The following is a 23891-nucleotide window of genomic DNA, read 5'->3' on the forward strand; positions in this document are numbered from 1 at the left end:
AAGGGGAGCGATCCCGAATGAAGATACTAGTGACCGGCGCGACAGGCTTTCTCGGAAGCCAGCTCGTAAAAGCGCTACGATTAGACGGACATACTGTCATCATCTTGAAAAGGAGTACTTCCGATTGCTCGCGCATCCAGGACATATTGCCTGATTTGATTACGTATGATGCGGATCGCGGTCAATGGGAAGCTCCTTTTTTCCAGCAGGGGAGAATCGACGCAATCATCCATACGGCAACCTGTTATGGACGAAACAACGAGAGCATTACCACGATGGTAGATGCCAATGTGACCTTTCCGCTGAAGCTGCTGGATATGGCCATGCGCTTTGGTACCCCTGTTTTTCTAAATACAGATACGTTTTCCAGTGCGCCCACCCGATTATCCAAGCATCTGCAACCATACAATTTGACGAAGCGTCAGTTTCGAGAATGGGGAAAATGCCTAGCAGATACCTCTTCCTTACAATTCATCAACGTCAGGCTGGAGCACGTGTATGGTCCTTATGACAATACGAATAAATTTGTCACTTCTGTCATCAAAAGCTGTCTCGAAAATCAACCTGAACTAAGGCTTACAGAAGGGAAGCAAGCAAGAGATTTTATTTATGTGGAGGATGTTGTTGCTGCCTTTCGCGTGCTGTTGGCGCATGCTTCACGTCTACCCGCAGGCTTTACGGAATACCAGGTAGGGACAGGTACGGCTACTTCGATACGAGAGTTTGTAGAACTGGTTCATCAGATGACGCAATCAAGCACGGTCTTGAAGTTCGGATCGATTGCGTATACAGATAGGGAAATCATGCATTCGCATGCAGATACTCGATCGCTGCAAGCACTAGGGTGGAATCATCGAGTGAAGCTGGAGGATGGATTGAGAAAGGTAATGGCCACTTTCAAATAGCAACGCAACAAAAAACATGGCGAGCCTACAGCCATGTTTTTTCATGTGCACTTAATCGAGGAAAGTCTTGTTTGTGCAAAACAGATCAGCGTGAAAAGGTTTCATTTCGTCTAGTAAGTGATTGTAGTTCTTCACCTTTACCACTGTATTGTCCCGTTTAAACATATACAGGTGGGTAAATAATTTCTCCAGCAGTGTGTAGAGCACGAGTGGATGTCTGCCGAAGTTTTCCGTGATGCTCTCAGGGTTGAATTCAATGATCACATCTGGGTCCCACTGCTTAAGCGTTCGCATGGCACTTTCCAAGACGATGACCTCAGAGCCTTCCACGTCAATTTTTATCAGGTCGATGCGCGAGATCATATTCTGCTCTACCCAGTCATCCAGCCTGACGCATGATATGAATTGGGTGGATTTCTCCACGGCTTCTGGCTCATGTGGGATATAAGACCATCCGCCTCCACGCGGGTCGTCGTTAAAATGAATGTTCCCGTTGCGGTCGGCTATTCCCAGCTGGATAGGCTCGACATTGGTGATGTGATTCTCGGCAAGATTTCGTAGGAGATAAGGATAATTGACATCGGAGGGTTCAAATGCGTAAACCTTGCCTTGAGGCGTGAGATAGCTCAGGGCGAGCGAGATCGCACCGATGTTTGCTCCGATGTCTAGGCAAACATGGTCAGGTTGTACGATTTTTTTCAGAGGATGGATAACGTAGTCTTCATAGTACCCTTTGTAATACTCCATAAAATACAGGACGCTTTGATCGGAGTCGTCCCCATAGACGGTAAAGGTTTGATTGTCAAACGGCAGGTGAAAGTCAACTTTCTTCATCGAATTTGTTGCTCCTTCAAGTGGATTGTAGATCATGATGATGTCATTTCCTACGACGAATAAGAGGTCGGGACGAAGAGAATGAACGAATTCTCGTAGTTCTTGGATAGTGGGATAATCTTTCAACAATGGGTTGGGACCAATAAAGCAACGAGCATCATCAATCAAAATGACGTGATTATAAACAGAATGCTGCAAAATGGCAGCCAGCTCATGCAAGATAGGGGTGTCCAGGTCCCCCTTGGCTGCCTCCGTTGAGCGCGGGATGTAATGACCGTCCAGCCAAAACAGGCAAGGTGATGTAACAGAGTGCATCAGGTTGCTCAATACTTTTCCACTGTCACCGTGGAGGATATGGATGTGGCTGTCGCGTGAGAATCTCTCTTTTGCCGCGATAAACAATGCTTCATCCAGCTCGATGGAAACAAGCAAGTCGAAATGGTGTTTCATTGCTTGCAACATGTCGCCCTTAAACGTACCTGTCTCGATCAAGGTGCGGATGCCCATCGTTTTTGCGATATGCTTGATCTTCGACTTTTTCAAATCGTTTGTCGGTGCTTCCAACAGCCAAAAATCCCAAGTTTCTTGTTCGGTTAACGGAAACGGGATTCGGCGCTCCTTCCTCCACGTATCCCGAATTTGCTGCATGCGTGACATACAAGGATGACCTCCTTTCAAATGACATTAGCGTGCGACGGAAGAAAAGACAGCCAAAGTTTCGCGTGCGCATTTCTCCCACGAAAAATGCTTGGCTTGATGGATGCCTTTGGCAACCAGGTCTGCTCGTGCCTCAGGTGTCAGATAAATATGGGCGAGCTTCACCGCGATATCATCGGAAATATTCGGGTCGAAGGTGAGAGCAGCGTCACCCACCACCTCAGGAATGCTCCCTGCATTGGAGCAAACAATTGGAATGTTGGACTTCATGGCTTCTACCAGCGGAATGCCAAAGCCTTCGAAGAGGGAAGGGAAGCAAAGGAACTGGGCATTCCGGTACAAGTAAGGCATCTCTTCCTGCGGTACGTAATGAAGCCATTTGACTTGGTCCCAAAGCTGGTTACTTGTGATGTAATTCATGACGTTTTGATGAGCCTCTTGAGCAAAACCAGTGAAAACCATGGGAATTCGGATTTGGTGTTTATCCCGTAAAGTGACAAGTGCTTTGAAGACATTTAGGTGATTTTTGTGATGCCATGTATTCGCGGGGAAAAAGCCGTATTCGCTGGGCAGCTTATACTTTTGTATGACCTGTTGGTTGAGTGCCTCATTATGTGGCAAGGAAAATTCCCGCGAGGCATCCAGGTGGATCGCATGTACTTTATGCGGAGCAAGCCCGAATTTTTGGAGGATCGTTTGCTTGGAAAACTCCGAGAGAGTCAGCACGGCACTGCAACGCTCAGCAGACGATTTGTAGTTGTCTAGTCGCCAGCGCAAGGAATGTGCATCGAAAAACTCTGGGTAATACTCGTGTTGGATATCTGGAATGTTGATCACAGAAGGAATTGTGACATCGGATGGATTCAATACAAGCAGCGGACAAAACCACAAATTCAACTGCAGGGAGTTTATCCAGAAATGAAGCATCGCGTGTGCATTACCGTGGTCAGGGACCATGAATTTGCGCATATTTTTTTGCGCCTCAAAGGTATGGAAATTGTGTGAGGATAAAAAAAGAAACCACTGATGGCCATCCCCAGCATTCATCGAGTAGGCCAGCAAGTTCCTGACATACTGCTCCATCCCGCCGATTTTGCCAGGAATCACTGACATCAGGTTTATTCCGATTCTCATGTAGGGATCCTCCCTTGCACGTGAGGATGTGCCATGTACCAATTGATCGTTTTCTCCAGGCCAGCGAGTAAGGACGTTTGTGCGACGAAGCCGAAATGCTCTTTTGCTTTGGTCACATCTAAAAGGCGGCGCGGCTGTCCGTCTGGCTTGGTTTTATCCCATTCGATCTCTCCTTGGAAGCCGCTTAGCTGCTTGATCGTTTCTGCTAAGCTTTTAATGGAGATTTCTTGACCAGAACCGATATTGACCGGTTCGGATTGATCATAGTTCATGGTTGCAGCAATAATCGCTTGAGCCGCATCCTCGACATAAATGAACTCGCGTGTGACGCTGCCTGTTCCCCAGAGAACGATCTTCTTCTCGTCATTGCGAATAGCATCTACGCATTTTCGAATGATGGCAGGGATGACGTGTGAGGTTTCCAAATCGAAGTTGTCGCCCGGGCCGTACAAATTGACAGGGAGCAAATAAATGGAATTGAACCCGTATTGCTCGCGGTAGGCTTGTGATTGCACCAGCATCATTTTCTTGGCTAAGCCATACGGAGCATTGGTTTCTTCAGGGTAACCATTCCATATATCTTCTTCCTGAAACGGTACAGGCGCATATTTCGGGTAGGAGCAAATGGTTCCGATAGCTACAAATTTTTCAACACCGAATAAACGGGATTGCTCCATGAGCTGAGTCCCCATGATCAAATTATCGTAAAAGTATTTCCCGGGATTTTTTTGATTAGCGCCGATTCCGCCAACGACGGCAGCCAAGTGAAGAATGATATCGGGACGGAAATCCTGCAACATCTTGTTCACATCATGTTCTTTGCGAAGATCGTATTCATGGCTTCTAGGGATGAAGATGTCCGTACAGTCCAGCTTGCGCAAATGATGAACGACGTGGCTTCCTAGAAATCCTGATCCACCCGTAACCACAATCCGTTTTTTCGCCAGATTCAATTCTTGTCAACCTGCCTTTCTCGTCCGCATTCAAATTCGAGGCGAAGGGACTCTGCGATTTACCCAATTTTCGATCTGGGCCTTTCCTTTGGTAAATTCCTGATAAAATTGGTACTCCTCATAGGAAAGCGGGAGGACTTCTTCCAGGTGGTAGCTGACAGAGCGTTTGACTTCAGGATTGTTGGGGTGGTTCTGAAGAACCTGCTGGCTGCAAAAAATACTCACTTCGCATTGCTGTCCCTCTGAGGTAATGGGAATCACGACTTGAAAACGCCCTTGGGTAACTTGGAATTTGTATACGAATTTTCCATTCCTCATGACATGGAAATGAAGAAGAGGGGCAATATCTTGGTTGCTTCCTTTGATAAGCAAAGCGTTCATTGGTCCATGGCTGGCTTCGATGGTCATTCGCAGGTTTTGGGGAGCCCATGAGTCCGAGTAGCGGTTGGATGCGATGATTTGGGGAGAGGGCCCGAAAGCATGATACGCTTTTAGTTTATTGAGAAACCAAAAGGCTCCTTGCTTGTAATGATTCTGCGTATAGTGATAGAGCCATTCATTTGAGATGGTGCCATGATGCTTCACGCTTGTTTTCAAAATTTCGGAAAACCCTGGCTCCAATTCATAGACAAACGTTTTGCATGCGTCATATAAGCGTGAGTTAGCCAAGAATTCCGGTATCGTTCCAATCGGATAATGCAGGGAAATCCGGTTCCACAAATCGTAATCCATGCACCAGTCGTGTTCTTCATTTACACCACCAACTGCTTCAAAGGCATGCTTTCGCAGGAAAGCAGCGGGTTGGCAGATGATGTTGAAATTAAACAATTTTTTTCTGTCAAACTCCACCCAAATGTACGGATATTTTACTTTGTCATCCTCATCAATGTGGAGCCCTTTACCGTATACCACGCCCCATTCGGGATGCTGCTGTAAGGCAGCTACAGCCTTTCGAATGGCACCGGGAAAATACGTATCATCTGAATTGAGCCATCCGATAATCTCACCACGTGCCATTTGCAATCCTTTATTGATAGCATGGGATTGGCCGCGATCTGGTTCGGAAACGTAGCGGAAGCGGTCTGCCAGGTGGCTGTACTGCTGCAAAATATTCTGTGTACCGTCAGTTGAGGCGCCATCTACCACAATATGCTCAATATGGGGATAGTCTTGTGTCAATACGCTCTCGATCGTTCGTTTGATAAATTTTGCCTGATTGTACGAAGGGGTGATGACACTGACGAGAGGAAGGGATTGCATGGACATAAGAAGTTCCCTCCTGATTTTTTCTACTCATCCACTCGGCGTTTTTAAGGGCTGATCTGTTGGCGTAGGACAGAGCGCCAGTAGTTCAATAAATCTTCCATGGTTTGCTGGAAGGAGATCTCGGGCTCCCATCCCGTCTTTTCTCGGAACAGTGAAGAGTCTCCCAATACAATGTCCACATCAGAGGGGCGCAACCGATTGGTGTCTACATGTATTTCTACCTGCACATCAGTCAAGGCCAGTAGCGTCTTCAACATGTCCTCGATGGTGTAGCGAGTACCCGCGGATATATTGTAGACATCGCCTGGTTCACCTCGGGTAATCGCCAACCAATACGCCTTGACAATATCCCGCACATCCGTGAAGTCTCGAATGGCCTCAAGATTGCCTACATGTACTTTTGGCTCTTGCAGACCAAGCTCAATCTGGGCAATTTGTTTGGCAAAATTAGAGGTCACATAGCTTTCGCCTCTTCTCGGACCGGTATGGTGAAACGTACGTGTACGGATGATCGCCAGACCGTAACTGTGGTGGTATTGGTATCCGAGATAATCCTGGGCAATTTTACTGACCGCGTATGGATTGAGAGGACGGAGGGGGTTGGTCTCCTTAATGGGGATTTCCTCCGGATAAACCAAACCGTACTCCTCACTGGAGCATGCGATTTGAATTTTGCAAGCAACAGCATGGTTGCGTACCGCCTCGAACAAATGTAACTGTGGGACAATATTGTTCACCATCGTATCCGCAGGAGATGACAACGAGGTGGGGACGAAGCTTTGGGCAGCCAGGTGAAAAATGAGATCAGGCTTTATTCTCTGGATGAGTTCATTTACAGATTGGGGATCTTTTAATTCACAGTTTTCCATATGCACGCGGTCTATCAGGTGCCCCAGCTGCTCCTTTTTGGTAAGGGACCGGAATGTACCGTAAACATCTACATCTCCCCGCGACAGTAGATACTCAGCCAAGTGACTGCCGGCAAATCCCGTTACTCCGGTAATCAATGCCTTCATGAGTCGAATCCCCCCTGTCCATGATGCTCGTAGCGAAGGATGAACAGCTTAACATATTATGAATATGGAAAAACGTGAAAAATGGCACGGCGTACAGCTCGTTTCCAGAGGGAATTTTATGGGGATCAGGGCTCGGCATGCACCCATTTGCAGGTCGCATAGTCGAAAAACATGAAATCATCTGTGTTCGGGATAGCCTGTGAGCCAAAGAAGGGGATATAGGCTTTTGCATGTCCTTGGAAATGCAAGGAATGAGCAGGAAGGTAGTCAGTCGTGCCTGTTATTTTGCAAAAAAGAGCACCAGCCTTTTGATAAATCTGCTTTTTCCCATCTTGACTGTCAGCCTGCGGGCAGGATGGAGCAAAAGGACAGTTGAGATTATGATCGAAAAAGCCGTTGGCGACTATACCATACGTAGCTTTACGGCGAAGCGCGTAATTGTGAAACAGGATAAACAACACCATGTCGGAAATGGGGACATCTCCGATTTCTTTTGCGAATTGAAGCAGAGTCTCGTAGTGAAGAGGGTCGCGAAAAAATTTGGTCGCGTAATCGCAAAATTGATTGAGTTCTTCCAGATCGCATACAGTCGTCCAGGTATACTCAAATGTAAAGTCATCGAACTCCTCGTTGTATCGCTTGCTGATATCGGTGAATAGCATGACGTCCGAGTCCAGATAACAGCAACGTTCTATCCCTTGATTCCTCATAAAATCGCGCAAAATAAACCATCGTTGGAAGCAAAACAGATTGTATTCGTAGGTGTTGGAAGTGGAGTGCTTGTAAACAAAAGAAAAAGCTTGGGCACTTTGGTAGAAACGACTCAACAGGAAGTGCTCTGTATTTTCCGCAGAAAGATACTTGTTTTCTGGGCTCCCGATAAGAATGACACGAGAAGAAGGGTTGCTGTATTTCGCCTGTTGCATGCATAATCCTACATGCTCTTCAGCCGTTCTGTGAATAAACACGATGGGCAAACTCACAATTATACATCTCCTCTGTCTTACAAAATGCTTGCTAGGCTCCTATTGATAAACTTTATCCTAATATATTGTCCCGAGGAGGGCCTTGAAACCATGCAAATAGCCTGTTTTGCGGCCTGTTCCTTGAATGACCAATCGTATCCGCAAAAAGATAAATATGATACGGAAAGAGGGAAATTGTGAATGGAGGCATGGAGAGAATGGATGTGTTAAACCGCTATGAAAAACGAGTGTATTCTCAAAATGGAGAAGACGGCATTATTGAAGAAATATTTTCACGAATCGGAACTACGAATCGCTATTGTGTAGAATTCGGCGTTGGAGATGGCTCGGAATGTATGCTCAAAAATCTCGTCACGCAGCACGGTTGGAGCGGATTGGCGATGGAAGGCGACCTGAACAGCTGCAATAAAATGTCTGCGGATTATGCTGCCTATCCCCAGGTCATCATCAAGAATGAGTTAATCACGAGAGAAAATATTGCTGGTTTATTCGAAAAAAATGGTGTCCAAAAAGAATTTGATCTGCTTTCTATCGACATTGATGGCAATGACTACTGGGTATGGCAAGCTCTTTCTGCTTACACCCCGAGACTTGTCGTTATTGAGTACAATGCGGCTTTTCCGCCTCCACAAAAAATGGTGATCGTGTATCAACCGGATTTTAAATGGGGTGGGAATACCTACTATGGTGCCAGCTTGAGTTCCCTGGCCATTTTGGGAACCAGCTTGGGATATGCCTTGGTGGGGACAGATTCAAAGGGCGTCAACGCTTTTTTTGTAAGACGCAACTTACTTCTTCAATCCGGTTTCCCTGAATTAACACCAGAACAGGCTTATCATCCTCCTCGTTACGGATCAGTCGCGGGCGGACATCCTCCTCAGTCCGGTCCCTATTTGGAAATCTAGTCCTGACTAGAAATCGAGCAGCTGCAAGACAGCTTGCTTCAAGGTGAAGAGCTTTTCTTGGCTATCCTGACTACTCGTTCCTTTCACTCCTAAATAAATTTTAATTTTGGGCTCCGTGCCTGAGGGTCTGACACAAAACCACGCATGATCGTGGAAAAAGTATTTGATTGTATCCGAGGCTGGCAAGGTGAGCGGTGTGGTTGTACCTGTTTGACAATCTGTGCGGATTCCGCTGGCATAATCTTCGATGGCTAGGATGGGGTGGGAGGCGATTTGGGAAGGTGGCTGATTGCGCAGGGAAGACATCGTTGCCGATATTTTTTGCATGCCTTCTCCACCTTTGCATGTGAAAGAAATCAGCTCTTCTGCATAATGACCGTAACGGTCGAATAAGTCATTCAGTGTGTCAGCGAGGCTTTTGTGTTGTGATTTGTAATACGCGCACATGTCAGCAAGTAGCAAAGCGGTTTGTACGGCATCCTTATCCCGGACAAAATCACCGATTAAGTATCCGTAGCTTTCTTCGTACCCAAACTGGAAGACGTACGCTTCACTTTTTTTATAGGCTTCGATTTTTTCGCCAATATATTTGAAGCCTGTCAGGGTGTCTTCTGTCGATACACCGAAGTCTGCCGCGATGGCTCTACCCATTTCGGACGTGACAATTGTTTTCAAGACAAGGCCGTTTGTGGGGAGCTCCCCCTTTTTTTGTTTGGTTTCCAGCAGGTAATGAAGAAGCATGGCTCCCAACTGATTTCCTGTCAGGACGCTGTAGTCTCCTGCCTTATTTTTGACGAGCACGCCAAGGCGATCTCCATCAGGGTCCGTCCCCATGATCATGTCGGCATCCATCTTTTTGGCGTATGAAATCGCTAATCGAAAGGCCTCAGGATCTTCGGGATTAGGCGAGTCTACCGTCGAAAAGTTAGGATCGGGGATAGCTTGCTCGAGAACAACACTCACTTGTGTATACCCGAACTGTTTCAATCCACGCGTAATCGAGTCATGGGTCGTGCCGTGCAGGGGAGTAAAGACGATTTTCACTTGCTCTCGGATCGCAGGAGATAAGTCTGGATGGACACGCAATTGCTTTACTTTTTCCAAATACGCATGCAAGAGAGAATCGTCAATGTAGTGGAGCAGTCCATTCTTGTGCAGCTCTTGCTCATCTGCTGTAGTGATTTCGAGTTCATTTCCGGCATTAGCGATATGGTCCATCAGTCGTTCGGCTGTCGCGACAGTAATTTGTCCCCCGTCTGCGCCATAAATTTTGTAGCCGTTATATTCGGGCGGATTATGGCTCGCTGTAATGACAATGCCAGCACACGCACGATAGTGGCGCACGGCAAAGGAAAGCAGAGGGGTAGGAGTCAGCTGTTTGAATATACATGTAGTAATCCCGTACTGCCCGAGAACTTTGGCGGTTTCCTTGGCAAACATCTGTGAGTGTTTCCGTGAATCATAGGCAATGACGACTTTTTTGACGGCCAGATTCGGGTATGTTTCGAGTAAATAAAGAGCCAGCCCTGCGCTTGCTTTGCGAATCGTGTAAAGGTTGATACGGTTTATTCCCGGCTCCATGACCCCGCGCATCCCTCCGGTTCCAAATGCAATCGGTGCAGAGAAGCAATCCGCAAGCTGCTTTTCATCAGCGTGCATGGCGGTTAACTGCTGACGAAGCTCTGAATCAAGGGATTCACACTCGTTCCATCGTGTGTAGTGTGTGTACCAGTTTGCATTCATATAGAATTCACTCCCGCGTGTAGAGTACGACATCATTTACTAGGGTATTAACGGAATGGTAAGTGAGTGAGTGGATGTGATTAAGACGGGAGGATGTGAGTCTAACATGAAGGTGGATTGGCTGATTGTCGGAGCTGGATTCACGGGTGCTACACTCGCAGAGCGGATTGCCAATGAGCTTGATCAGAAAGTGTTGGTGGTAGAGGGGCGCAATCATATCGGAGGAAATGCCTATGATTGCTATGATGAGCAGGGGGTACTGATTCACAAATACGGTTCGCACACCTTTCATACGAATTCCAAGCTGGTCTGGGACTATTTATCGCGTTTTACCGAGTGGCGGCCGTACTTCCATGAGGTGCGTGCCTATGTCGATGGCATAAAAATACCGTTGCCTTTCAATCTAAATGCATTGTCCGCATTGTTTTCTCCGCAATATGCTCAGAAACTGGAGAGCTTGCTGATCCGTCAATATGGATTCGGGGCGAAGATTCCAATTCTGAAGCTTCGGGAAAGTGCTCATGAAGAGCTTGGCTTTTTGGCTGAGTTCATTTATCAAAAAGTATTTCATCGGTATACGATCAAGCAATGGGATTTGAAGCCGGAGGAGCTGGATCCGTCTGTTTCCGCAAGGGTTCCTGTGTATGTCAGCAGGGACAATCGGTTTTTTCAGGACACGTATCAGGGAATTCCGTTGCATGGCTTTACAGCAATGTTTCATCGCATGCTCAACCATCCGAATATAAAGGTGCTCCTCAATACGGACTATCAAGAAATCGCGGATGAATTTAGGTATAAACGAATGATCTACACCGGCCCGATCGATTCCTTTTTTGGCTATAAGCATGGGCAATTGCCTTATCGAAGCCTGCGCTTTCATTTTGAAACGCATCAAAAGGCATGGTATCAAGAAGTGGGGACTGTCAATTATCCCAATGAGTATGATTTCACCAGAATCCTCGAACAAAAGCACCTCACAGGTCAAGTCGTTCCTCACACAACTATATCCTTCGTATATCCACAGTCGTATTCACCTGGCGAAAACGAGCCGTATTATCCAATTCCCCGCAAGGAAAACAGTCAACGGTACAGCCTCTATAAACAAGAAGCAGAGCAAATACGTGATCAGGTGCTTTTTGCGGGCAGACTCGCGGATTATCAATACTACAACATGGATCAAGCGGTGGCGCGGGCATTGACCTTGTTTAAGCAGATTGTCGCAGAATAGTTAGGAAGGCTTCTCTTTTGGTATGAGCTTGCTCACATAGACCCAGCCCTGGGGTGTGTACACAAAAACAGGCTCGTACTCGTCTCCCCACAGTTTCAAGATTTTCGTTAGAATGTACTTTCTTGCTTTTGTCCATTGCGGCCAGTTCTTTGTGTGGGAATTGTTGCTCTCGTGAATCAAATAATGATAGAGGTTCGCATCGACCCAGTGAATATCACCTGTTCCGATCAATTTTAATAACATGTACTTGTCATGAGAAAACCTTCCCTGCATAGGATCGTCACATTCAAATCCGCCGACATCACGAACCGCTTGTGTCCGATAAAAACGAGGCCAAACCATTGGGGCTTCCAGGTAATCATACTTATCTTCATAGCTCCGAGGCCGCAAGATTTCGGATAGTTCACGCGTGTCACCCACTTCCCTCCAAAAAACGGTGTTGGAGAACACGACGTTCGTGGTTTCCGGCTGGCGTTCCATCTCATCCAACAAAATTTCTAAGGTTTTTCCGTCGAACCAGTCATCCGAGTCAAGTGAGACAAAGTAGGGCGTATCAATTCGTTCCAGAGCAGCAGCCATTGTTTTTCCAATCCCTGAATTTTCAGGGAGTAGCACGTAGTGAATGCGGGGATCATCGAGGTACTTTTCGACGATGGCTTGTGTGTGATCAGTAGAGGCGTCATCTACAATGAGGAGCTTCCATTCCTTGTGTGTTTGGTTCAACACACTTTCGATGGCTGTGGGGAGATACTTCGCCCGATTATAGGTTGGAATCACGACGGTAATGAGCGACATGTCACCTGCCTACCTCCTTATTGATCTATGACAACGGCTTGCTTGCTTTCATTAGTTTATTACGGACTTCTATTCTTGACCCTCACCCTGACAACTGAACGTATGAACATGATCCGGCATAAGCTTAAGAGATGCTCAAGGGAACTTACCGGAATCAACATTACGGCACAGCCTGAAGAAGGGGAGTAGAAGCGGATGAAAACAGCTTTCCTTACAGGAATTACAGGTCAGGATGGAGCCTACCTGGCAAAATTTCTACTGGAGAAGGGATACCATGTGGTGGGACTGGTTCCACGCAGGAGCACAGTGGACAGGTGGCGACTGGAGTATTTGAACATCGCAGATCAGGTAGAGTACAAGGACGGCGATTTATTGGATGTGTCGTCGTTGACGCGTGCGCTGAAGGCATGTAAACCAGCGGAAGTGTATCATTTAGGTGCGCAGAGCTTTGTCGGTTCGTCGTGGGAACAACCTATTTTGACCGCGCAAGTAACGGGAATGGGTGTCCTGCATATTTTGGAGGCGATTCGGGAAACGGACCCTGCTATCAAAATGTATCAGGCTTCGTCAAGTGAGCTGTACGGATTAATCCAGGAGCCACAGCAATCGGAGCAAACACCTTTTTACCCAAGAAGCCCATATGCAGTCTCCAAGCTGTTTGGCTACTGGATGACCAAAAACTATCGGGAAAGCTTTCAGATGTTTAGCACTAACGGCATTTTATTCAATCATGAATCACCTTTGCGTGGACTGGAATTTGTTACGAGGAAAGTGACGCATGCTGTTGCAAGAATTGCCGCCAACAAGCAAAAGGAACTGCGGCTGGGGAATATTCAGGCGAAGCGGGATTGGGGCTTTGCAGGAGATTTCGTAGAAGCGATGTGGCTGATGCTCCAGCAGGATAAGCCGGATGATTATGTCATCGCGACGGGAAAAACATCGACGGTGGAAGAAATGTGCAAAATCGCCTTCGATTATGTTGGGTTGAACTACTTGGATTATGTCGTGATCGACCCGGAATTGTATCGGCCAGCAGAAGTGGACATTTTGTTGGGCAATCCGGAAAAAGCGAAAAGAGAGCTCGACTGGACACCGAGAACGAAGCTGGAAGAGCTCATTCACATGATGGTCGAAGCGGATATGCAGCGGGTGGCAAAAGCATAGCGGAATCGAAAGGTCTATGACCAAGTGACGAGGCGTCCTGCCTATGGGACGTCTTTTTCTATTCTTTCGCCTATGTCGTATCTACAGTCAACACATATATATAGGAGTGGGCAATTATGTGTGTGTATAACCATGCTTGGAAAGGAATGGTGGGCAATGCCAACGCAGAACTTTGCTTTTACGGGCACTATTCAAACCTTTATTGTCCCTCCAGCTGTTACTTCGTTGACGATCCGGGTGGTGGGTGCCCGAGGCGGCGACGGACTCACAGCTGGAGGGAAGGGGGCGTATATCCAGGGCGACTTTCCTGTGACACCCGGCGAGGTATTATCTATCCTCGTAGGCGGAGCAGGTGGTGGCGATGACTTAACTGCAGGGAGTGGAGGCGGCGGATCATTTGTGTGGCGCACGACGGGTCCCGTTACTGCCGCCAACATTCTGATTGCAGCAGGCGGTGGAGGTGGCGGTACCCAAGGCTCCGCAGGCGGAAATGCGAATGAATCGAGTATATCGGGTCAAGCTGGACAAGAGACATTAGGAGGCGCAGGGGGAGTGAATGGCCTCGGAGGTGGAGGGGGCAACGGATTCCTAGGGGGAGGAGGTGCTGGAGGAGCAGGTATCATTGGAAACGGTGCCAACGGCTCCACGGGTGCCATAGGAGGAACTGCTATTAATGCTGGGGGTGTTGGGGGAGGTACTGGAGGTTTTGGTGGCGGCGGGGCAGGGAGCGCAGGAGGCGGAGGCGGTGGAGGATATAGCGGCGGTGGAGGTGGAGGCGGTACAAACCTTGTAGAATCATTCGGAGGCGGAGGAGGCGGAGGAGGCGGGGGTTCCTTTAATGCCGGACTCAATCAGAAAAACGTTTCCGGTGTGGGAACAGGCGATGGTATCGTAGTCATCACGTTTGCGGCTGTTACACTCCATTTTACGGGTGAGCTTCAGACCTTCGTTGTCCCTCCTTGCGTTACTTCGATGACGATTCAGGCAGTAGGGGCGAGAGGCGGCGGGTCATTAGATTTTGGCAGAGGAGCGTTCATCCAGGGGGATTTTCCCGTCACGCCCGGTGAAGTATTGACTGTTTTGGTTGGAGGAATGGGAGCTAGTCAAAGTGGCGGTGGCGGTACATTTGTATGGCGGACTGCAAACCCGGTGACAGCAGGCAATCTGCTCGTAGCAGCGGGTGGCGGAGGCGGGGAAGCCAATCTACTGCCAGGAAGGGATGCAGCTCTAACCACAAGTGGAACGGGAGGAGCGCCTGGCGGAGCTGGAGGGATCAATGGGTTAGGTGGTGGTGCGGGAGCGCCAGTTGATGGAGGAGGCGGTGGAGCAGGCATTGTTGGAAATGGTTCTTCCTCACCAGGGGGAGGCGGCGGAGGAACCGCGATCAATGCCGGTGGCACGGGTGGAGCACCCGACGGTGGCGGCGGAACTGGTGGTTTTGGAGGCGGCGGCGGAGGTGGAGCTAGTGGCGGTGGAGGTGGTGGAGGCTTTAGTGGAGGCGGAGGCGGAAACGGATTAGATCCCTTGTTTCCTCTAGTCGCTGGGCTCGGAGGAGGCGGAGGCTCATTCAACGGGGGGAGCAATCAGCTTAACTTGGCGAGGATTGGGCTTGGCAATGGTCAGGTCATCATCAGTTTTCCTTTCGTCGAACCCCCGACTATCACATGTCCCCCTGATATGAGCACGGGTACAGATCCAGGTGTCGATTTCGGCACGGTAACGTATACGGTAACAGCGACAAGCCCTAGCTGCGGCATCGTTTCGATTTCCTGCAGTCCGTCTGGCGTCGTTCACAATTTCCCGTCCTTACCTGTAGCTGAAGTAGTTGAGACCATGGCGTTTCCGCGGGGAATGACAGTGGTGACGTGTACGGCAATGGATGCGGCTGGAAATACGAGTTCCTGTTCGTTTACCGTTACAGTTACGGGCGTATTTCCAACTGCCACACCTCCGCCCCCGAACAATCTAGAGGCTAGATGCATCATTGTACAAGAGGTATACGACTGGGTGGTCTTTACGAACAGGGAACGGAGTAAGGTATCCATCCTTGATGAGTTCCTTCCGTTGATTGACGAAGCCATACAATCTGGTCAGGACATCTCTATTCAATGCATAGAGCCTGTCGTCCCTCCACCATTTCCGCTCTTTCAACGCCCACACCTGAAGTCTGTCTCTGATTTTTCCTGCAACATCGTCAACGTTCGGAGAGTGCAGATGACGGTCAATCAAACGACTTTTCTGGCAGGGATGGTACAGTTTGTTTTCCAGGCAACTGTCCTACTCCGCGTCTTCGCGAACGGTGACTTTTTGTTCGAATTCCCGGTTGTCGTTTCGTTCGACGATGAAGTGATTCTATGCTTACCGGAGCCTTTGGATGCAAACAACATCTCCTGCAGGATCACAGGTATCGAGTGTACACCGAATGAGCACTTTTTGCTTGGTGGAAGGGTGGAATTGGAAGTGATCATCTGCAAGGAGATTCAGGTACATGCGGAAGTCAAAATGGAGGTGTTAGGGAAATTTTGTTCTCCGCGTCCAAATAACATCCTTGCTCCTACTCCTACGCCCTCTTTTCGTTGTCCGTCTTTTATATTTCCTCGGCAATGCCAATCGATCTTCCCGATTCAGGAGTAGGGGTTGTCAAAATAAGATCACAACACGAGCCAAGGAGGGACGTTTCATGGGGAACGTCTCTTATTTTGTAGCATGTAAAACTTTCTGCTAAAAACGTGGTGACTCATAGGCTTATGGGAGTCATCTGAACGTACTCCGTTTTGAAATGAAAATGGAAATGTCACCCTGTTCCTTTTTAAGGCGAACCTATTTCGGTGAATGAGTTAGCCTATTCTTGTTCAATTCTAGGAAAAGGCTGATCTGTTTCTCTGGAAAATAGCCAAACTCCGCCTGGTGCTTAGTTTTTTCAGTTATTGGCACATTACTTGCTTATTTAGAAAAGTACAAACATTCAAACATTCACACTCAAAGGAGACTTGCTATGAACGTCGTTGCCAACGTATACCGGGGAGAACAGGTAGAGAGCTCACATCTTGGACATATCGCAGTTGTTGATTCGCAGGGGAGATTGCTCTATTCGTACGGGGACCCCCATCGCCTCACATATGCACGCTCCAGTATGAAACCGTTGCAGACGATTCCGGTAATCGAGACGGGGACGGCAGATCGGTATGGTTTTGAGCCAGCTGATCTCTCGCTCTGTTGCGCTTCTCACAGTGGAGAGCCACGCCATCGCACGCGGGCGCTCTCGATGCTTGCGCGAGCAGGTCAGCCAGAAGCGGCATTACAATGCGGGACACATGTGCCACGTCATGAGGAGAGCTACAAAAAGCTGATCCGGGAGGGCAAGCCGCTCACACCCGTATTCTCGAATTGCTCCGGTAAGCATTCCGGCATGATTGCCACTGCGACACATATGGGGGAGGACGTGACTACCTATCATTTGCCTACGCATCCGGTGCAACAGCGAATTCTCGAAGTAATCGAGGACATAACAGGCTACCCCAAAGACAAAATCAACCTCGGGACAGATGGATGTGGGGTTCCCGTCCATCAATTGCCGCTCGCTCATTACGCGTGGGCCTTCGCCAAGCTGGCGAGACCAGAGGTGATTGAGAATCCGGAGCGACAAAAAGCTGTTCAGCGAATTACGGATGCCATGACTGCTCATCCCGAAATGGTCGGGGGCGAGAATCGATATTGCACAGACCTCATGTCAGCATTTAGCGGTCGTATCGTAGGGAAGGCAGGCGCAGAGTCCGTGTATTGCTTGGGCGATAGAGAAACAGGATTGGGCATTGCCATCAAGATCGAGGATGGAGGTCCACGAGCGATCAACCCGGTCGTCAATGAAGTTCTTCGTCAATTGGGAATCGGCATGGACGGTCCATTGGAAGCCCTCGCGGAATATACCAATCCGCCCATTACAAACATGAGTGGGAACGTTGTTGGACGGATCGAGACTTCCTTTCGTCTCGCCAAGACAGATTTTTCATTGCGTGTATAAATGGCATTCCCAGCGTGCCGTTTATTCATAAAGCAACAAAGGCTACATGCTGTTTAAAAAGAAAAGGGGGTCACATGCAATGAACATGCGAAAAGGATGGAAGCTGCTCAGTACCGCTGCACTTGTCACTGTTCTTGCCATTACGGGTTGTAGTCAGTCGGCAACGCCGACACAGCCAGGAGGGGGAGGGACAGCAGGCCAAGCGTCCACAGATTCAGGTGGACAAGCAAATGTCGCTGCAAAGCTCAAACTCAATCTGAAGACCGAACCACCTTCGCTCGATCCTCCAAAGGGCTTTGACAGTACTTCCAACGAGGTGTTGAACGCCACAATGGAAGGCTTGGTTCGACTGGACAAGCATCACAAGCCGCAAGCAGCCATGGCCGAGAAATGGGCAGTGAGTGAGGATGGAAAAACGTATACCTTTACCCTGCGCGATAGCAAATGGTCGAATGGTGAACCAGTGACAGCGCAGGACTTCGAGTTTGCGTTTAAGCGCATTGTCGATCCGAACAATGCATTCCCGTCTGCTTTTCTCGCCTATTACATCGATGGAGCAGAAGCGTTTAACAAAGGAACAGGAAATGCAGATGGCGTACAAGTAAAGGCCGTAGACGAGAAGACGTTTGAGGTAAAGCTGAAGGCGCCAACAGGTTATTTCCTCCACATCCTGACGCAGCCGACCTTCTTCCCAGTGAATAAAAAAGTCGTGGAGAGCAATCCGAAATGGGCGGAAGGCGCTGCAAGCATCGTGACGAATGGACCGTTCAAAATGGAAGATTGGGTTCATGACCAGACAGTGAAGCTGGTGAAAAACGATGGCTACTGGGACCGTGATTCGATCAAATATGCGGGAATCGAGTTTGTCATGGTCAACGATGAAAATACACAATTCCAAATGTACAAAACAGGTCAGCTCGACATGATCCAGACCGTTCCCAATGATATGAAGAAACAGTTGATCGATTCCGGAGAAGCAAAAGTGGAGACGGAAGCGTCCATCTACTACTACCGAATGAACACTACAATTCCTCCGTTCACAAACGCTAACATTCGGAAAGCATTTGCATTGGCCATCGATCGCAAAACCTTAATCGACAATGTCGTGCAAGGGAAGCAAACACCTGCCATGGCCCACGTTCCATTGGGCTTCCCGGAGCCAGACGGAGCGGATTTCCGCACAAAGGGCGGAGATTTCTTCAAGGATAACGATGCGGAGCAGGCAAAAGCATTGCTGAAAAAAGGGATGGAAGAAGAAGGCTGGACAACCCTGCCGCCTGTCACCATGACCTATAACACCAGTGATGCACATAAGGCCATCGCGCAAGTTTTGCAGGAAATGTATAAGAAAAATCTTGGGGTAGATGTGAAGCTGGAAAACAAAGAGTGGAAAGTATTCTTGGCAGAACAGCGTGCCCGCACTCTTCAATTCTCCCGCTCGACGATCCCTGCCGATTACGGAGACCCGGTCAATTACCTGGAGCTGTTCGTGACTGACCATCCTGGGAATCGTATCAATTACAGCAACAAAGAGTATGACGCACTGGTCGAGAAGATTCGCAACACTGCCGACGAACCCGAGCGCTTCAAGCTCATGCATGACGCGGAGAAAATTTTCATGGATGATATGCCACTCGTACCTATCTATTTCGGGACAAAAGTATTTATGGAGCAGCCAAACATAAAAGGAATTATTCGCCATCCAGTCGGCACGATTGACTACAAATGGGTAGAAATCGGTAATAAGTAGTAAGTAAAATAAGCGAAGACAAGAGCGAATATTCGAAACGTTCTTGTCTTCACTTTACATCTTGGAGCGGCTGAAATGGACAAAAAATCGATCATATTTATTGCGAGAATGGATGAGTTTCTACAGTCTGTCGTTAGTCAATACCATGAATTGGGAATCGGCGATGATATCCATGTCGAGGCGATGCGAGTCGACCAGCTTCCGTTACGCCCGATCACGCCTGGTGCTCTCGTCATTGTATCCACCAAAAGGATCGTCCCTCTTGTACAACCGTATATGCCGAAAGAATCCAGCATCATCATTGCCAAGCGAATGCTGCCGTATCATAATTTACGCGGCATGCTGGAAATCCCGAAAGGCGTGAAAGTGCTTCTCGTCAGTGACACCAAGGAAACTGCTGAAGAAAATGTGGAATTGCTGCGTGCCTCAGGGATGGATTTTGAGCTGTATCCCTATTATCCAGGTGCTGACTATCCACCTGACATCGAGATTGCGGTTACGCCAGGAGAGGCAGAGCATGTGCCCACGCACATTCGCAAAGTCGTCGATATCGGGTATCGGATCATCGATTTATCTACATGGCTTGCCATCTACTCTCATTTTCAAAACGGTAATTTTCAAAAGGTGACCGCACGCGCTATGCAATCGTTGGTCGATATCACCAAAGAGCTGAACAACGAGATTCAGCATGCGCATCTGTTGAGCAAATATTTGGAGGCCATCGTCAATCGAATCGAGGACGCAGTGATTGCCATGGATGAAAAAGAAAACATCCGTTTTGTCAATCAGAAAGCAATCGATACGTTGCAAATGGAAGGGAATGAAGTCGTCGGTGAGCGGGCATCCAATTGCTTGCCCGCGAGTTTTTATCAGTTGATCCGGCAGTGTGAAGAGAACAAGGATGTTTTGGTAGATTGGGCGAACAAGACCTACTTTTTCCGCAAAATGCACATCGTCATGGAAGGTAGCTTTCTGGGGAGCCTGCTCTTGTTTCGTCAGGCGGCAGAAATTGAAAAGCTGGAGCATGATTACCGCATGCGCCTTTATAGCAAAGGATTGATAGCCAAATACCAGTTTGATGATTTTTATGGGGAGAGTGCCCCTGTACAAAAAGTCATTCAGATTGCCCGCAAAATCGCCAGAAGCAACTCCACCGTGCTGTTGTTGGGAGAAACAGGGACAGGGAAGGAATTGCTCGCCCAGGCTATCCACAATGCTTCGCCACGCAGAAGAGAGCCATTTGTTGGGGTCAACTTCGCTGCTATATCGGAATCTCTTTTGGAAAGCGAGCTATTCGGCTATGAAGAAGGGGCTTTTACCGGAGCGCGTAAAGGTGGACATATCGGCTGGTTTGAATTGGCCCACAAAGGGACCATTTTTCTTGATGAGATCGGGGATGCCAGCACCGCTATTCAAAACCGACTGCTGCGTGTATTGCAAGAACGTCAGATTATGCGCGTAGGAGGGGGCAAGATCATTCCGACAGATATTCGCGTCATCGCCGCAACGAATCAAGACTTGCAGCGGATGATTGCGGAAGGAACCTTCCGTGCTGATTTGTATTATCGCCTGAATATCTTGCCGATTCATTTACCGCCGCTACGGAACAGACGGGAGGATATCCCGTGGTTGGCCCAACAATTTATAAAGAAATATTCCTATGATTTGCGCCGTCCGCCGTTTACGTTGACCAATGAAGCGATGCGGGCGCTCCATGAGTACGATTGGCCTGGAAATATACGCGAGCTCGAAAATGTGATCGAGTATTTAGCGCATGTCGTGGAGGAGGAAGCGTATCCGTATCATTTGCCGTTTCTGCGGGAAATACCGGAAGCGCCGTTGCCTGTAGATGGTCTACACAATGAATGTGAAAGTATCGTCACTGAATATAAAAAACGAGGATTTCTAGATGAAATCACGGCTATTTTGCAGGAGCTGGGACAAGGAAGCGGCGGACGCTATACGCTACTTGCGCAGTTGCAAGAACAAGGTCACTCGGTTACGTTGCAACAGCTGCGCTATCGCCTGAAGCTTTTGCAGCAGGATGAGCTGATTCAAGTGGGAAAAGGAAGACAAGGGAGTCAGATTTCCTCGAAAGGTGAATCGTTTCTTGCCTATTTACATCGGATGAAAGCAGGGGAACGTATATGAGCGATTACTGGAGGCAGCAAGCGCTTCTGCAAAGAGAGCAGTACCTGGATGATTTGAAATCCTTTCTTTCCATTAACAGCATCGAAGACATGACGACGGCAAAGGAAGGAAAGCCATTTGGCGAAGGTGTTGCCGCGGCGCTTGAAGCCATGCTCGGACGCGGTGAGCTGGATGGCTTCCAGATCAAAAGCCTGGATGGTTACGCTGGGACAATCGAGTTCGGTAGTGGAGAAGAAGAGGTCGGCGTGCTCGTTCATATCGATGTCGTCACTGTGGGAGAAGGTTGGACGACCCCGCCTTTTGAACCGAGCATTCGCGACGGTCGCATCTATGCGCGGGGAGCGATTGACGACAAAGGCCCAGCAATGGCTGCGTACTATGCGCTGAAGCTGGTCAAGGATTCAGGCTTGCCACTAACCAAACGCGTGCGCATGATCATCGGAACGGATGAAGAGAGCGGCTGGCTGTGCATGAAGCATTTTGCCCAGCATGATCGCATCCCGCCGATTGGTTTTTCCCCGGATTCCTCCTTTCCGATGACACATGCCGAGAAGGGACAGATCAATCCGACATTGACGATTCCCGTGATGCAAGCAATCGAACGAAATGGAGCATGGCAGTTAGCGTCGTTTGTCTCCGGTGATCAAGGAAACAGTGTACCCGAAAAAGCAGTCGCTCTAGTACGACTGGACTCCGAGGCACGGCAGGAGGTCGTCCTTTCCCGATTGGCGGAAGAATGGGAAATGTTTCTGAATGAAAATCACACAACTGGTCGTATGGAGCTGGTAGGGCTGGGACAGCTGCAATTCACGCTCGCAGGAAAGCCAGCACATGGGATGGCGCCATTCCAAGGCGTGAATGCGGGAACCTTGTTGGCTACTTTTTTACGAGCGTATCCGTTTGGTGGCTCCTGTTTGTCCTTTCTTACGCTGTTGGCTGATGTTTTGCATGAAGATTATTTTGCTCACCATCTCCATATGGCTTGCGAGGATGAAGTGTCAGGTAAGCTGACGGTCAACGCGGGGATTTTACATTACGATTCCAGCGAAGGGGGGACAGTTCGGCTCAATATCCGCTATCCGGCGACCATTTCTTGTGAAGAATACGTTGAGAAATTGAAGCAAAGGACTGCTGAGCTGGGCTGGACGCTTTCCGCTCTGCGGACATCCAAGTCGCATTTTGTACCCAAAGATCATCCTGTGATCCAAACCTTGTCGCGCGTGTACGAGGAGCACACGGGAGAGCCAGCGACCCTTCTTTCCTCAGGAGGAGCAACTTACGCCAAAATCATGCCGCATGGTGTTGCTTTCGGTCCGCTCTTTCCGGGGAAGGAATCTATGGCCCATCTCGCTGATGAATATGCCGAGATTGACGACCTGCTGCGTGCCATGGCGATTTACGCGCATGCCATTTACGAGCTGGCTAAGTAAACGAGGAGGACTTCCATGTCAAACTATCTGGTAAAACGTATTTTGATGATGTTCGTCACCCTGTGGATTATCGTGACGCTGACGTTTGCCTTGATGCATGCCATTCCGGGGAACCCGTTTGCCTCCGAGTCGGATCAGTTGCCAGAGCAAATTCTCAATAATTTACGTGCCAAATACAACCTGGACGAGCCGTTGCCTGTTCAATATGTTTTATATCTGAAAAATCTGTTAATGCTCGACTTGGGCCCATCCATCAAGTCAGACTCTCGTGGAGTCAATGACATGATTTCCGATGGTTTTGCTGCATCTGCTTGGTTGGGTGCGCAAGCGATCGGGGTCGCACTCCTTTTCGGCATTACATTGGGCATTATCGCAGCGCTTAATCGCAACAAATGGTTGGATTACGTTGCCATGGCGTTTGCCGTATTGGGGGTAGCGATTCCGAGCTTCATTATGGCACCGCTTCTGATCAATTTTTTCGCGATCAAGCTGCCGATCTTTCCCGTTGCGACATGGGGTACCTGGATGCATACGATACTGCCTTCACTGGCGCTCGCCTTTGGTCCAGTTGCGGTCATTACCCGCTACATGCGTGCCAGCATGATTGAAGTCATGAACCAGAACTACATTCGAACAGCAGAAGCAAAGGGGATTCCGATGTTTATCATCGTCGTCAGACATGGAATTCGCAATGCGATTCTGCCTGTTGTCACCTTTCTCGGACCATTGATTGCCAGTTTGATAACAGGAACCTTTGTCGTGGAGAAAATCTTTGCGATTCCCGGCATTGGCAAGTACTTCGTAGACGGCATTTTCAACCGTGACTATCCGGTCATTTTAGGTACGACGATTTTTTACAGTGCGATTCTGATTTTTACCATTTTCCTGATTGATATCGCATACACCCTGATTGATCCGCGGATCAAGCTGACCAACAAGGAGAGATAAACTGT

General features: G+C 48.5%; 18 protein-coding genes. 10 read left to right on the forward strand and 8 right to left on the reverse strand.

Annotated features, from left to right (window positions below; all coding sequences use genetic code 11):
• Positions 1-17 precede the first annotated feature (17 nt).
• A complete protein-coding gene (locus HP401_RS33895) occupies positions 18-905 on the forward strand; it encodes an NAD-dependent epimerase/dehydratase family protein (RefSeq protein WP_173606864.1) in 888 nt (295 codons plus the stop codon).
• A 51-nt stretch (positions 906-956) separates the two neighbouring features.
• On the opposite strand, the gene HP401_RS33900 is transcribed toward HP401_RS33895, so the two are convergent.
• From HP401_RS33900 to HP401_RS33925, 6 genes are all read right to left on the reverse strand, one after another.
• On the reverse strand, positions 957-2396 hold the full coding sequence (locus HP401_RS33900) for an FkbM family methyltransferase (protein ID WP_173606865.1): 1440 nt from the start codon (positions 2394-2396) through the stop codon (positions 957-959).
• A 27-nt stretch (positions 2397-2423) separates the two neighbouring features.
• On the reverse strand, positions 2424-3530 hold the full coding sequence (locus tag HP401_RS33905) for a glycosyltransferase family 4 protein (protein WP_173606866.1): 1107 nt from the start codon (positions 3528-3530) through the stop codon (positions 2424-2426).
• Positions 3527-4483 carry a GDP-L-fucose synthase family protein gene (locus tag HP401_RS33910; protein WP_173606867.1) on the reverse strand — a complete coding sequence of 319 codons (957 nt, stop codon included), beginning with the start codon at positions 4481-4483 and terminating at the stop codon, positions 3527-3529. Before HP401_RS33910 ends, HP401_RS33905 begins: the two co-directional genes overlap by 4 nt.
• Positions 4484-4513: 30 nt before the next feature.
• Positions 4514-5749, reverse strand: a complete 1236-nt coding sequence (locus HP401_RS33915) for a glycosyltransferase family 2 protein (protein WP_173606868.1) — start codon at positions 5747-5749, stop codon at positions 4514-4516.
• Positions 5750-5793: 44 nt separating this feature from the next.
• Positions 5794-6765 carry a GDP-mannose 4,6-dehydratase gene (locus tag HP401_RS33920; protein ID WP_064200891.1) on the reverse strand — a complete coding sequence of 324 codons (972 nt, stop codon included), beginning with the start codon at positions 6763-6765 and terminating at the stop codon, positions 5794-5796.
• 125 nt (positions 6766-6890) lie between these two features.
• Positions 6891-7748 carry a hypothetical protein gene (locus HP401_RS33925; RefSeq protein ID WP_173606869.1) on the reverse strand — a complete coding sequence of 286 codons (858 nt, stop codon included), beginning with the start codon at positions 7746-7748 and terminating at the stop codon, positions 6891-6893.
• Positions 7749-7927: 179 nt separating this feature from the next.
• On the opposite strand from HP401_RS33925, the gene HP401_RS33930 reads away from it, so the two are divergent.
• Complete coding sequence (locus tag HP401_RS33930) at positions 7928-8656, forward strand: hypothetical protein (protein WP_309145159.1); 729 nt, start codon at positions 7928-7930, stop codon at positions 8654-8656.
• Between the two features lie 6 nt (positions 8657-8662).
• Here HP401_RS33930 and HP401_RS33935 read toward each other — a convergent pair whose 3' ends face one another.
• Positions 8663-10399, reverse strand: coding sequence for a phospho-sugar mutase (locus tag HP401_RS33935; protein ID WP_173606870.1), 1737 nt, complete (start codon positions 10397-10399; stop codon positions 8663-8665).
• A 106-nt stretch (positions 10400-10505) separates the two neighbouring features.
• Between HP401_RS33935 and glf the strand changes: the two genes are divergently transcribed.
• A complete protein-coding gene (gene glf / locus HP401_RS33940; RefSeq protein WP_173606871.1) occupies positions 10506-11627 on the forward strand; it encodes a UDP-galactopyranose mutase in 1122 nt (373 codons plus the stop codon).
• On the opposite strand, the gene HP401_RS33945 is transcribed toward glf, so the two are convergent.
• Entirely contained in the window at positions 11628-12422 is a 795-nt protein-coding gene (locus HP401_RS33945; RefSeq protein ID WP_173606872.1) for a glycosyltransferase family 2 protein, read from the reverse strand.
• A 195-nt stretch (positions 12423-12617) separates the two neighbouring features.
• Between HP401_RS33945 and gmd the strand changes: the two genes are divergently transcribed.
• The 7 genes from gmd (at position 12618) to HP401_RS33985 (ending at position 23886) form a co-directional block, all read left to right on the forward strand.
• Positions 12618-13586, forward strand: coding sequence for a GDP-mannose 4,6-dehydratase (gmd, locus tag HP401_RS33950; protein WP_173606873.1), 969 nt, complete (start codon positions 12618-12620; stop codon positions 13584-13586).
• Positions 13587-13742: 156 nt separating this feature from the next.
• Positions 13743-16220, forward strand: a complete 2478-nt coding sequence (locus HP401_RS35575; protein ID WP_305852447.1) for a BMQ_0737 family morphogenetic spore coat protein — start codon at positions 13743-13745, stop codon at positions 16218-16220.
• A 361-nt stretch (positions 16221-16581) separates the two neighbouring features.
• Positions 16582-17607 (forward strand): asparaginase, encoded by a 1026-nt coding sequence (locus tag HP401_RS33965; RefSeq protein ID WP_173606875.1) that lies wholly within the window; start codon positions 16582-16584, stop codon positions 17605-17607.
• Between the two features lie 79 nt (positions 17608-17686).
• A complete protein-coding gene (locus tag HP401_RS33970) occupies positions 17687-19357 on the forward strand; it encodes a peptide ABC transporter substrate-binding protein (protein WP_173606876.1) in 1671 nt (556 codons plus the stop codon).
• 75 nt (positions 19358-19432) lie between these two features.
• Positions 19433-21508, forward strand: a complete 2076-nt coding sequence (locus tag HP401_RS33975) for a sigma-54 interaction domain-containing protein (RefSeq protein WP_173606877.1) — start codon at positions 19433-19435, stop codon at positions 21506-21508.
• Complete coding sequence (pepV, locus tag HP401_RS33980; protein ID WP_173606878.1) at positions 21505-22938, forward strand: dipeptidase PepV; 1434 nt, start codon at positions 21505-21507, stop codon at positions 22936-22938. Before HP401_RS33975 ends, pepV begins: the two co-directional genes overlap by 4 nt.
• Positions 22939-22953: 15 nt before the next feature.
• Positions 22954-23886, forward strand: a complete 933-nt coding sequence (locus HP401_RS33985; protein WP_173606879.1) for an ABC transporter permease — start codon at positions 22954-22956, stop codon at positions 23884-23886.
• Positions 23887-23891 lie beyond the last annotated feature (5 nt).

This window comes from Brevibacillus sp. HB2.2, from assembly GCF_013284275.1.
GTDB classification, from domain to species: Bacteria; Bacillota; Bacilli; order Brevibacillales; family Brevibacillaceae; genus Brevibacillus; species Brevibacillus brevis_D.